The organism is Streptomyces prasinopilosus, from assembly GCF_001419695.1.
In the GTDB taxonomy this organism is placed as follows: domain Bacteria; phylum Actinomycetota; class Actinomycetes; order Streptomycetales; family Streptomycetaceae; genus Streptomyces; species Streptomyces prasinopilosus.
In genome coordinates this window covers 282-11,459 of the sequence record NZ_LIRG01000073.1, presented here as the reverse complement: position 1 = coordinate 11,459, position 11,178 = coordinate 282, and the positions used below count along the sequence as shown (strand labels likewise).

The 11,178-nt window shown below is 72.7% G+C and carries 14 protein-coding genes; 8 read left to right on the top strand and 6 right to left on the bottom strand.

Translation table 11 applies throughout. From position 1 onward, the window contains the following. The first annotated feature begins 169 nt into the window (after positions 1–169). On the top strand, positions 170–544 hold the full coding sequence (locus tag AOK18_RS04655) for a VOC family protein (RefSeq protein WP_055571249.1): 375 nt from the start codon (positions 170–172) through the stop codon (positions 542–544). Positions 545–749: 205 nt separating this feature from the next. Here the strand turns inward: AOK18_RS04655 and AOK18_RS04650 are convergent, their stop codons facing one another. Both AOK18_RS04650 and AOK18_RS04645 read right to left on the bottom strand, forming a co-directional pair. Further along, complete coding sequence (locus AOK18_RS04650) at positions 750–1,817, bottom strand: right-handed parallel beta-helix repeat-containing protein (RefSeq protein ID WP_055693468.1); 1,068 nt, start codon at positions 1,815–1,817, stop codon at positions 750–752. Between the two features lie 175 nt (positions 1,818–1,992). Further along, positions 1,993–2,370 (bottom strand): STAS domain-containing protein, encoded by a 378-nt coding sequence (locus AOK18_RS04645; RefSeq protein ID WP_055571247.1) that lies wholly within the window; start codon positions 2,368–2,370, stop codon positions 1,993–1,995. Positions 2,371–2,535: 165 nt separating this feature from the next. Here AOK18_RS04645 and AOK18_RS04640 point away from each other — a divergent pair, with 165 nt between their 5' ends. Then, positions 2,536–3,027 carry an ATP-binding protein gene (locus AOK18_RS04640; protein ID WP_055571246.1) on the top strand — a complete coding sequence of 164 codons (492 nt, stop codon included), beginning with the start codon at positions 2,536–2,538 and terminating at the stop codon, positions 3,025–3,027. Positions 3,028–3,140: 113 nt separating this feature from the next. On the opposite strand, the gene AOK18_RS04635 is transcribed toward AOK18_RS04640, so the two are convergent. The 3 genes from AOK18_RS04635 to AOK18_RS04625 form a co-directional block, all read right to left on the bottom strand. Beyond that, positions 3,141–3,332: a hypothetical protein gene (locus tag AOK18_RS04635; RefSeq protein WP_055571245.1), complete on the bottom strand. Its 192-nt coding sequence runs from the start codon at positions 3,330–3,332 to the stop codon at positions 3,141–3,143. Between the two features lie 251 nt (positions 3,333–3,583). Next, a complete protein-coding gene (locus tag AOK18_RS04630; RefSeq protein WP_055571244.1) occupies positions 3,584–4,825 on the bottom strand; it encodes a cytochrome P450 in 1,242 nt (413 codons plus the stop codon). A gap of 154 nt (positions 4,826–4,979) precedes the next feature. Next, positions 4,980–5,786: an SDR family NAD(P)-dependent oxidoreductase gene (locus AOK18_RS04625; RefSeq protein WP_055693467.1), complete on the bottom strand. Its 807-nt coding sequence runs from the start codon at positions 5,784–5,786 to the stop codon at positions 4,980–4,982. A gap of 204 nt (positions 5,787–5,990) precedes the next feature. Between AOK18_RS04625 and AOK18_RS04620 the strand changes: the two genes are divergently transcribed. The 5 genes from AOK18_RS04620 to AOK18_RS04600 all read left to right on the top strand — a co-directional run bounded on the left by AOK18_RS04620 (position 5,991) and on the right by AOK18_RS04600 (position 9,718). Then, positions 5,991–6,407: a CBS domain-containing protein gene (locus tag AOK18_RS04620; RefSeq protein WP_055693466.1), complete on the top strand. Its 417-nt coding sequence runs from the start codon at positions 5,991–5,993 to the stop codon at positions 6,405–6,407. Between the two features lie 121 nt (positions 6,408–6,528). Beyond that, positions 6,529–6,756 carry a DUF5133 domain-containing protein gene (locus AOK18_RS04615; RefSeq protein WP_055571241.1) on the top strand — a complete coding sequence of 76 codons (228 nt, stop codon included), beginning with the start codon at positions 6,529–6,531 and terminating at the stop codon, positions 6,754–6,756. Positions 6,757–7,237: 481 nt separating this feature from the next. Beyond that, the gene (locus AOK18_RS04610; protein ID WP_030680625.1) at positions 7,238–7,441 is read left to right on the top strand and encodes a cold-shock protein; all 204 of its coding nucleotides are present in this window, start codon (positions 7,238–7,240) and stop codon (positions 7,439–7,441) included. Between the two features lie 293 nt (positions 7,442–7,734). Further along, positions 7,735–9,225: a DEAD/DEAH box helicase gene (locus AOK18_RS04605; protein ID WP_055693465.1), complete on the top strand. Its 1,491-nt coding sequence runs from the start codon at positions 7,735–7,737 to the stop codon at positions 9,223–9,225. A gap of 88 nt (positions 9,226–9,313) precedes the next feature. Next, on the top strand, positions 9,314–9,718 hold the full coding sequence (locus AOK18_RS04600) for a CBS domain-containing protein (RefSeq protein ID WP_055571239.1): 405 nt from the start codon (positions 9,314–9,316) through the stop codon (positions 9,716–9,718). Positions 9,719–9,902: 184 nt separating this feature from the next. On the opposite strand, the gene AOK18_RS04595 is transcribed toward AOK18_RS04600, so the two are convergent. Then, on the bottom strand, positions 9,903–10,241 hold the full coding sequence (locus AOK18_RS04595; protein ID WP_055693464.1) for a MerR family transcriptional regulator: 339 nt from the start codon (positions 10,239–10,241) through the stop codon (positions 9,903–9,905). 822 nt (positions 10,242–11,063) lie between these two features. On the opposite strand from AOK18_RS04595, the gene AOK18_RS33935 reads away from it, so the two are divergent. Further along, a partial coding sequence (locus tag AOK18_RS33935; RefSeq protein WP_240503057.1) for an SAM-dependent methyltransferase occupies positions 11,064–11,178 on the top strand: 115 nt, incomplete at its 3' end.

Below are 11,178 nucleotides of genomic sequence, written 5' to 3'. Positions count from 1 at the left end.
GGGCACCGCCGGCCGGCCGGGCGCCCTCGTGGATGAGGGCGCCCGGCCGGCCGGCGGTGCCCCTGTTCCGGTCGTGGGCCGCGGGTCCGCGCATGTCCGCCGCGGTGGTGGGTACGGCCCTCCCGTGCGGGGTGTCGCGGAAGCGGCCGCGGGGCGAGGGGTGTCGGAAGTGATACGAAAGCTGCAGGCGGTCGCGCTGGACTGCGCCGACCCGGTACGGCTCGCGGAGTTCTACGCGGAGCTGCTCGGCGGCCGGGTGGTCGCGGACCCGGAGGATCCCGGCTGGGTCGAGGTGCACGGGTTCGAGGGGACGCCACTGGCCTGCCAGCGGGTGGACGGCTACCGGCCGCCCGAATGGCCCGGGCAGGAGCGCCCGCAGCAACTCCACCTGGACTTCGACGTGGACGATCTCGACGGAGAGGAGCGGCGGGTGCTCGCCCTCGGTGCGACCGTGCTGGAGCGGACGGACCGGCTCCGCCCGGGGGCCAACTGGCGTGTCTACGCGGACCCGGCCGGCCATCCGTTCTGCCTCTGCCTCCACTGAGTCCGGCGGGGCCGCCGTCGTCCTGGCTCCCCGGTCGCCGCGGCCGCCCCGGTCTCCGCCGCCCGTACGGGTGCCGCGCATGCGCTGCCGGCCGATGCGGCCTTCTCTTCGTCGAAGGAGGGCCGGCCCGGGAGGGTTTCCTCCCGGGCCGGCCCTCCGCCGTTCCGGTCGCGGCCCGGCGCCCCGGGTCACGGTGCCGGGTCGGTCAGCAGGCGCCCACCGGTTCGGAGGTCCGGCAGATGTTGCCGGTGAACTCGTTGTCCTTGCCCTCGGCGTCACGGGTGGCCAGGTCCGCCGGGAGGTTGCCCAGCACGAGGTTGCCGCGGATGACGTTCCGGTCGTTGGCGACGCCGTCCATGCTGCCGAACACGACGATCCCGCCGGAGTACGGCGAGTCGCCCCTGTTGTCGCGGACCGAGTTCTGCGTCACCAGCGCCTTCTCCGTGCCGACGAGGACGATGCCGACCCCTTGGAGGTGGGGCAGGCGTGCGGCGGCGGGGCAGTACCTGTTGTTCTCGTGGACCGCGTTGCGGCGGACGGTCAGGTCGCCCACCGTGCGCGGCAGCACGACGAAGACGCCGGCGCAGTTCCCGGTGACGAGGTTGTGCTCGACGGTGAGGTTCCCGAGCCGGCGGGTGGTCATGCCGATCCGGTTGCCCGTCAGACGGTTGCCGCTGATCACCGTGCCACGGGTGTCGTAGGTCCTGCTCTCCGCGTCGGCCTCGAACACGTTGGCGGTGTAGAGCCCGGCGTCGCCGTTGCCGCTCGCGGTGTTGTAGCGGATCGAGGCGCGGGTGGAACGATCCTGCGCGATGCCCCACCGGCCATTGTCCCGGGCGGTCACCCGGTGGACCTCCAGCCGGTCGGTGCGCGTGGCCGAGACGCCGTTCTTCTTGAACCCTTCGACGGTGAGCGAGTGGATCCGCACCCCGGTGACGGGGTGTTCGTCCGTGCCGGTGACGCAGATGCCGTTGCCCGCCTCCGTGCACGCGTCCGGTGCCTTGCCGTCCTCACCGGGCACGATCACGGTCTGCCCGCCCGCACCCCGGAGGGTCAGCGGCTTGGTGATCGTGACGCTTCCGCGGTAGGTGCCCCGCGTCAGGACGACGGTGGCTCCGGGTGCGGCCGCGTCGACGGCCTTCTGGACGGACTGGCCCGGAAGGACCACTTGTTCGGGTGCGCTGCGGGCGGAGGCGGCCGGAGCGAGGACGCCCATGCCGGCGACTAGGGGCGCGATGGCGCAAGTCAGGGCTGTGACCTGGTATTTCCTCATGCGCCCGACGTTATGGTCCGCTTTGCGGCGTCGCCACTCTTGGCGACCATACGGATACGGAAAGCCGCCGATCGGACTCATCGGCGGCCCTGTCGCCGGGGCCAGGCCCTTCCTCCGGTCCGGCGCCGGGTCCCGGCCCTCCCTCCGACCGGGCGTCAGGAAGAGGGGTGGGCGCTCACGGTGCGAGGGCCTGGTCCAGGTCGGGGTAGCAGGTGATGAGGCCGTCGAGGCGGACGAGTTGCAGGACGCGCAGGACGGGGGCGGTGGGCGCGGCGATGCGGATCCAGCCGTCGGCCGCGGTGACGTGCTTGTAGGCGGCGATGAGGGTGTTGATGCCGCTGGAGTCCATGAAGGTGACCCGGCTCATGTCGACGACGACGCGGGGCCGGTCGTCGGTGAGTGCGTTCAGGGCCTGCCGCAGGTGCCCGCAGGTGTGGTGGTCGATCTCTCCGGTCGGGTGGAGCACGCGGATGCCGTCGGTGGTGGTGGTCGCGACCGACAGTCCGCCGGTCTGTCCGGCTCGTTCGCTGTCCGGTACTGGTTCCTCGGCCATATCGGTGATACTTGCACACCGTGCCCCGTGCCCGGAGTGCCGCCCCGCGCGGCCGGGCCGGTGCCCTGCCGCCGGAGAGGGGCGCCGAGCGGCGGACACGGGGCGTTTACCAGCGTGAACTCGGGTATGCGCCGGGGGTGCGAGCCGGGAAGCGAAGGCGATGGGATGGGACCTGTGTCCATGGGCGAGGACGGAGCCACGCCGGACCGGCCGGCCCTGCGGACCACGGTGGCTCTGGACGGGGAGGGCGCGTCCATCGCCCGGGCCCGCCACCTCGCCGTGGACTTCCTCACCCGGATGCGGGCCGAGCACGGCCTGAGCGTCTCGCAGCGCGCCCTGGACCTGACGCAGCTGGTGGTCAGTGAACTGGTCACCAACGCACGCAAGTACGCGCCGGGCCCCGTGCTGATGGACCTGCGGATCGCGGGCGGCACGGTGGAGGTGGTGGTGTGGGACTCCGAGCCGGCACTGCCGATGCCGAGGGGCGCCGACGCGGAGCGGGTGGGGCAGCACGGGCTGGAGATCGTCATGGCCGTCGTGCAGAGCCTCGTGGTCGAGCGGGAGCCCGTGGGCAAGCGCGTCGTCGCCCGCATCGCCCTGGTCGACGACCCGCTCGACGACCCGGTCGGCAGTCCCGCCGAACCGGGACCCGTGTGACGGCTTCCCTATAGAACGAAGGGGACGAGTGAGCGGGGAGGTCCCCCCGCTCACTCGCCCCGGACGGGCCGCCGCGGTCGCCGGGCCGTCGCCGGGCCGGTGGTGCCGTCTCCTCACTCGGGGTGGTCGGGGCGCTGCGCGGGAGGCGTGCCGCCGCCCTCGCCGCCGCCCTTGTCACCGCGGTCCGTGCCGTGGGCCGGGGTCCCGCCCCGGGACTCCTGCGACGCCTTGAGTTCCCGGCTGTCCTGCGGTGTGCCCGCGCCCTTGTCGCTGCGCCGCATCTCCGGCTGCTGTGGATTCGACATCGCGCTTCAGCCTCTTTCCCGGTTCGTACAGTTCGCGCGTTTCATACGCTTCATACGCTTCGTGCGCTTCGTGCTCTTCACTCGGTTCGCGCGGATCGACCGGGTCGGTTCACGGTTCGGGGGATCCGCCCGTTCGCTCCGCGCACCGACGCGGGTAACCGGAGGGTTCCGGTGCCAAACGTGTGAGGCTCCCGGGCCGGACGACGGGACCCCGCCGGCCACCGGCCGGCGGGGTCCCGCGGGCGGGCGGCTCAGGAGCGCGGGGCGCCGGTCAGCCGGATGATCATTCCGCTGCGGGGACGCGTGGGGACGCGGTTCAGGGGGATGGTCAGGTCCTGTGCCGGGACCTCGTGGGGCAGGTCGGCCAGCCGCCGCGACAGCGCCTCCAGGAGGCCCACGGTCATGGCCTCGCCCGGGCAGCGGTGTCCGGTGCGGGCGTCGGCGCCGCCCTGCGGGATCAGTACGTCGCGGCCGGGCGGACGCTCGAGGAAACGCTCGGGGCGGAAGGCGTACGGGTCCTTCCACAGGCGTTCGTCGTGGTTCTGGCCGTAGACGTCCAGGAGGACGAGTCCGCCCGCCGGGACCTTCCGGCCCTCCCAGGTCAGGTCGGTGACGGCCCGGCCGCCCAGGAAGGGGGCAAAGGGGTAGAAGCGGCGGACCTCGTGGGCGAAGGCGGTGGCGAACGCGGCGTCGCCCGACCTCAGCCGCCGCCCGTTCCCGGGCCACCGGTGCAGCGCGTGCGCGGCGAAGGCGACGAACCAGCTGAGCGCCACCGTGGGCCGGACGACGTTGAGCAGTTCCACCGCGGCGACCCGGGGCGTCAGCTCGGCACCGGAGGCGTCGCGGTGGCGGCAGACGCGTTCCAGCACGGAGTCCGCCGGCGCCCGGACCGCCCCCGACCTGACCTCGGTCACCAGTGCGCCGAACCGCTTCTCCTGGCGCGAGCGGGCCCGCCTGGCCCGCCAGTGCCGGGCACCGGGCGTGGCGAAACCGTCCACCATGGCCAGCAGGTCGCGCGCCAGCGCCTCCTCCTCGTCCTCGGCCAGCGGGACCCCGGCCCAGCGGCAGACGCCCCGGGTGACCACGCGGCCGACGGCGTCGAAGAGCACCACGTCCGCCTGCTCCCGCCAGCCCGGTACCGCCTCGTCCCAGGCGGCGGTGATGTGCTCCGCCGAGCCCGCGACCGCGTCGGCCTCCAGCAGAGGCAGGAAGAGGGACTTGCGGGCCCGGTGGGCCTCGCCGTCGAGCGTGTGGACCGCCCCGTGGCCGAAGAGCGTGCTCACGACCGGGCCGGGGAGGGCGCCGTGGCGCCGGACGTGCCGTTCGTCGTAGAAGAACCGGACCGCGTCGGGGCCCCGCACGACCAGGGCCGGGTGGCCGAGGAGGCGCAGGTTCAGTGCGGTGTCGTCCTCGGCGCGCAGGAGGTCGGGCAGCCAGGCGTACCCCTCGGTCAGCAGGGCCAGGGACTCGGGGACCGGTCGGTGAGGGCTCATCCCCGTGGAGTGCCCGGGACGGGCACGACGACACGGCGACGACCGCGGTCCCGGCCGGGGCGGCGGCCACGGCCACGGCCATGGCCGCGGTCACGGATCCGGCCGAGGACGGCCGGGGACGGCTGCGTCCGGGACGACGACGGCCGGGACCGCCTCACTCCTGCCGCTCCGGCTTCCTGCCGGTGCCAGGTTCCGCCAGTTTCCGGTGGGCCGCCGCCTTGACCCCGTCGGGGACCACCCTCCCGGCCAGCCCTTGCGCCTTGGCCTTCAGGGATCCGGTGACGACCTTCTTCTCGCCCTTCACGATCGCCTTGAACGCCTGCTCGGCGACCTGGGCGGGATCGTCCTTCTTCATGGTGCCGATCCGGGTGTCGTCCGCCATTCCCGCCCGGCGGAAGAAGTCCGTCTCGGTCGCGGCCGGCATGAACGAGGTGACCGTCACGCCGGTGCCCCGCACCTCCTCCCACAGCGCCTGGGCGAAGGACTGCACGAACGACTTGGACGCGTTGTAGACGGGCTGGAAGGGGCCGGGCAGCGTCGAGGCGACGGACGAGGTGAAGGCGAGCCTGCCCGCGCCCCGGGCCACCATGGCCCGCAGCAGCGGCTTGGCCAGCCGGACGGTCGCGGTGACGTTGAGGTCGATGACCGCCTGGTCGTCGGCGGGATCGGTGTCCACGAAGGCGCCGCCCCGGCCGACCCCCGCGTTCAGGACGGCGACGTCCACCGTCAGTCCGTCGAGCGCGGCCGGCAGGGCGTCCACGCCCGCGCCGGTCAGGAGGTCGGCACGCACCGCGCGCACCTGCGCACCGGTCGTCCGCAAGCTCTCCGCCGCGGACTCCAGTCGTTCGTCCTCGGCGTTCACCACTAGGTCGTAGCCGTGTGCCGCGAACTGCCGGGCCAGTTCGTATCCGATTCCCCCGGACGCGCCGGTGATCAGGGCGAGGGGGCGTGTGTCGGTCATGCCGACCGGGTATCCGCCGCGCCCCGGGCCAAGCCTCCGTTCGGGACGCAACGGGACGGGAGGCGGCGGGGAGGGAGTCCGTTACCGGGCACGGCGTCCGGGAACCCGGACCGCGCCCACGGAGCCGCCCCGGCAGGCCGGCGGTCGACACGTCGACGGCGTCGGCACGCGGGGGCGGGCGGTACGACCGGAGAAAGGAATGCGATGACCAAGGCGCGAGACATCATGACCGGCGGAGCCGAGTGCGTCGGCGCCGAGGAGACGGTGCTGGACGCGGCCCGCAAGATGAAGGACCTCGGGGTCGGGGCGCTGCCGATCTGCGGCACCGACAACCGGCTCAAGGGCGTCCTGACCGACCGGGACATCGTGGTGAAGGTACTGGGCGCGGGCAAGGACCCCGCGACGTGCCGGGCCGGGGAACTGGCCCAGGGCGAGGCCGTCACCATCGGCGCCGACGACGACGTGGAGGAGATCCTGCGCACGATGACCGAGCACAAGGTGCGCCGCCTGCCGGTGATCGACGGGCACGACCTGGTCGGCATGGTCGCCCAGGCCGACGTCGCCCGTTCCCTGCCCGACCCGCAGGTGGGCGACCTGGTCCAGGCCCTGTCCACCGACTGACTCCCCACCGGTCCCCGGGCCCCGGCCGCTCGCCCGGAACCCAGGGGGAGTAACGGCCGGGGCCCGGGGCAGACGGTCCGTGTAGAGCCCATGCGAGTGGTGGCAGAAGGGACGATTTCCGATGCTCATGGCACACCCGGACGTGCTGAAGGACCTGATCGGACAGTACGAGACGCTGTGCACCCTGTACGCCGAGAACGGCAGCGAGGAGGCGCGCCGTCGCATGGACGACGTCGCGTACACCCTGTGTGTGTCCACCGGCACCCGTGACATCGAGTCCGCCCTCGTCGCCGCCCGCCACCGGCTGCCCGGGGCCCGGGCCGCCGAGGACTCCCTCGTCGCCACCTGAGGGCTCCCGCCGCGCACGGCGCGCGGAGCACACGACGCGCGGAGCCGGCGGCTCGTACACCGGTGACCGGCTCCGCGCCCGGCGCCCGGGAAATCCCGCCGGAAGCGGCCCCGGCACACCGTTGTCCGCCCTCCCCGGTGCGGGGCTCCGTCCTCGCGGCCGGAGCAGAGAATTAACGGGCCACCGGGACCCGGCTCCCGTTATATCTGTATCCGCGGATCGAGAGTTTCACGGAACCGTGCGGACAGTTTCTCTGCGGTAACGACCGGAGCGGAATTCTTCACCGCACACGGACCGCCGCAACGTGCTACTGTCGTTCCCGGTTGCAGTTGTGGTTCCCGAATTCCAAGTTCTTCCCGGTCGGCTTTTTCGCCACTGGAAGCGCCTTTTGGCACCGGTCTTTTCCGGCGGGGTGATCATCGCGGCGACACGGCGTCCGTACAGTGCGGGCGCCGACTCACTGCCCCGAAGGAGAAAAGACATGGCTACTGGCACCGTGAAGTGGTTCAACGCGGAAAAGGGCTTCGGCTTCATCGAGCAGGACGGCGGCGGCGCCGACGTGTTCGCCCACTACTCGAACATCTCCGCCTCGGGCTTCCGTGAGCTGCTCGAAGGCCAGAAGGTCAGCTTCGACATCGCGCAGGGCCAGAAGGGCCCGACGGCCGAGAACATCGTTCCCGCCTGACGTCGACGCACACGTGCAGCTGGGGCCCGCATCCTTCGGGGTGCGGGCCCCAGCTGCATGCACGTCCCGCGGCGGGTTCCGCCCGCGGGACGGCCGCGGAGCCCGGGCCCCGCGCGCACGGACGCCTTTTTCACGGGTTCCGCCTCCCGGAGACGCCAGAACGTCTCCCCTCCCCCGGACCACATCGTGGCGCACGTTTCATTTCGCGCCCCATTCGGCCGTTCTTGCAATTCTCCGAGCTGCTCACTGCCCCGGGAATTCCTTGATATGTGCCGCATCAAGGAAGGTCTCGCATGAACAGCACCCGCACGAACGACCGATTCGCCCGCACCCGGAACGGCGGCGACACCCCCGGAAAGAACGGCAAACGGTTCGGCTCGTCGTTCTCGGGGCGTTCCGGCGGCCCGGCGCGCTCCGGCGGTCCCGGTCGCCGTCCCGCCGCGCTCCGGGGCGAGTTCGCCCTCCCGAAGACGATCACTCCGGCGCTGCCCGCCGTGGCGGGCTTCGCCGACCTCGGCATGCCCGCGGAGCTGCTGGCCGCGCTCGGCGCGCAGGGCGTGACCGTTCCGTTCCCGATCCAGGCCGCGACGCTGCCGAACTCGCTGGCCGGCCGTGACGTCCTCGGCCGGGGGCGCACCGGTTCCGGCAAGACCCTCGCCTTCGGGCTGGCCCTGCTGGCCCGTACGGCCGGGCGCCGCGCGGAGCCCGGGCAGCCGCTGGGCCTGATCCTCGTACCGACGCGTGAGCTGGCGCAGCAGGTCACCGACGCGCTGACGCCGTACGCCCGCTCCGTGAAGCTGCGCCTGGCCACGGTCGTGGGCGGGATGCCGATCGGCCGGCAGGCCGGCGCGCTGCGCCGCGGCGTCGAGATCGTCGTCGCCACTCCCGGCCGTCTCAAGGACCTCATCGAGCGCGGCGACTGCCGGCTGGACCAGGTCGCCGTCACCGTCCTCGACGAGGCGGACCAGATGGCCGACATGGGCTTCATGCCGCAGGTCACCGCCCTGCTGGACCAGGTCCGTCCCGGCGGCCAGCGCATGCTGTTCTCCGCCACGCTCGACCGCAACGTCGACCTGCTCGTGCGCCGCTACCTGAGCGACCCCGTCGTGCACTCCGTCGACCCGTCGGCCGGCGCGGTCACGACGATGGAGCACCACGTGCTCCACGTCCACGGCGCGGACAAGAACGCGGCCGTCACCGAGATCGCCGCACGCGACGGCCGCGTGATCATGTTCCTGGACACCAAGCACGCCGTCGACCGGCTCACCGAGCACCTCCTGAACAGCGGGGTGCGGGCCGCCTCCCTGCACGGGGGCAAGTCACAGCCGCAGCGCACCCGTACGCTCACGCAGTTCAAGAACGGGCACGTCAGCGTGCTGGTGGCGACCAACGTCGCCGCGCGCGGCATCCACGTCGACAGCCTCGACCTCGTCGTCAACGTCGACCCCCCGACCGACCACAAGGACTACCTCCACCGCGGTGGCCGCACGGCCCGCGCCGGGGAGTCCGGCAGCGTCGTCACGCTGGTCACCCCGGGCCAGCGCCGTGCCATGACCCGCCTCATGACGATGGCCGGCGTCGTGCCGCAGACCACCCAGGTCCGGGCGGGCGCGGAAGCCCTGCACCGCATCACCGGCGCCCAGGCTCCCTCCGGCGTCCCGGTCGTCATCACCGCACCGGTGGTCGACCGTCCCAAGCGCAGCGCCTCCTCCCGCGGTCGGCGCCGCTCCGTTCCGGCGGCCCGGCGCGCGCCCGCACGGCCCGCCCCCGACGCCGCGGCCTAGACCCCGGACCCCGAACCCCGGACCCCGGGGTCCGGAACCGGGAACCGTCCTGAGCAGGAAGCCGGTCCATCTCCGTAGGAGGCACCTCTTGACGCTGATCCAGACGCATTCCCGCCCGACGGGCACCGACGCCGTGTCCAGGACGGCCACCGAGGCCATGGACGCGGCCGGGCCCCAGGTCTGGGACGACATGACCGTCGAGGTGGCGCTGTCCGTGATGGCCGCCGCCCGGACGGGGCACCTCGTCGTCTGCGACGAGGACGGGCGGTGCTCCGGCCTGGTCACCCGGGAGCGGCTCACCGCCGTGCGGGAGGGAGGCGGATACACCGATCGGGTCCGCCTGCGCGACATCTCCGACGGCAGCGCCCTCTTCGCCTCGCCCCTGACCCCGGTGGCCGAGGCCGAACAGGTGATGCGCCACCGGCGGCTGGGGGTCCTGCCGGTGGTCGACGACCGCGGCAACGCCCTGGGCGTCCTCACCCTCTCCCGCTGAACCGCCTCGCGCCACGGGCCCGTCCCGCCGGGGACGGCGGGGAGGGCGGGGAGGGCGGCCCCGGCTCCACGCGTCTTCCCGGGCTGCCGTCCCGGGCCGGTCCGCACCGCCCGGCCTGACGGCGCGGCGGACCGCCGGCGGGCCCGGCAGGGCTCCCGTGCGCCGTGAGGTGGTGGGGTACGGGTCAGACGTCCGCCTTGTGCCCGGCTCCGACATCGCGGCGTCGCAGTTCTTCGTTGATGCGCTGGGCCTCTTCGAGTTGGTCCTCCAGGATGATGATGCGGCAAGCCGCCTCGATGGAGGTGCCCTGGTCGACCATCTCCCGGGCGCGGGCGGCGATACGCAACTGGTAGCGGGAGTAGCGGCGGTGGCCGCCCTCGGAGCGCAGAGGCGTGATCAACCGGGCCTCGCCGAGAGCCCGCAGGAAGGCGGGCGTGGTACCGAGCATCTCCGCCGCCCGCCCCATGGTGTACGCGGGGTAGTCGTCGTCGTCGATGCGGTCGAGCGGTGTGTCTGCGGTCATCTGCACCTCTGATGGGGGAATGCGTCGAGGGGCCTTGGTGCCGTACGGCACCAAGGCCCCGAGGGATTTGTAACACCATCGACCGGCTTCTTGCGAGTCCGGTCTTCTATTTCCGCACCGGCCCCCGACAGAGGGGCGGAGAGTGCGGGGATCGCGGATGCGTGACCGTGGGACCACCTTCCGTTCCGGGGCCTGCGGTACCCGAGTGAACCGTTCTCACCCGGGCGATCCTGATGGCGTTCGCCTCCTTTTCTCTTTCTTCTGACGAACCTCTTGGTCCTGCGGGTCCTGCGTACTGCCGGCGGCCCTGACGAGGCCGCCCGGCCCGGCGGCCAGCGGAGGGACCCACAGTCCGTTCCGGCCCCACCACTCCGCCGCCGTGCCGTGATCTTCGTTCCGTGCGGGCAGTTCGTGTCTGCCGCGCCTTGTACGACTTCTTGGCTACGACAGACAGATTAACTCCCTCGCGGCCGCATGTCTACATCAGCCACAACAGATTTCAGTCCGTACGAGTGAAAGGTTCCGCGCCGGCACCCGCCGGCCGTCCGGGATCCGCCCCCGGGAGCGGGACGGCCGGGACCGCCGGCGGGTTCCGGTGGTGCGGGACGGGGCCGCCGGACGGCGGGCCCGGCGGGACGGTTCCGCAACCGCCTCCGCCCGCGCGGACCGCCGCCGACGCACCGGCGTCCGGAGTCGTGCACGGGCCCGGGCGAGGGCCGAAACAGGAGTCCTGCTCCTCGGTTTCCCCGCAACCCGGCTGATTCCGCGTCGAGTTCGCCTAGGTTGGCCTCACTGGTCACGCTCATCACAGGAGGCTCAGCCGTGGCGGAGGACACCACTCAGGACAGCGCCGGTTTCGAGACACGTACCCGCATCGACACGACGAAGCCGCACTCGGCGCGGTTCTGGAACTACTTCGTCGGCGGCAAGGACAACT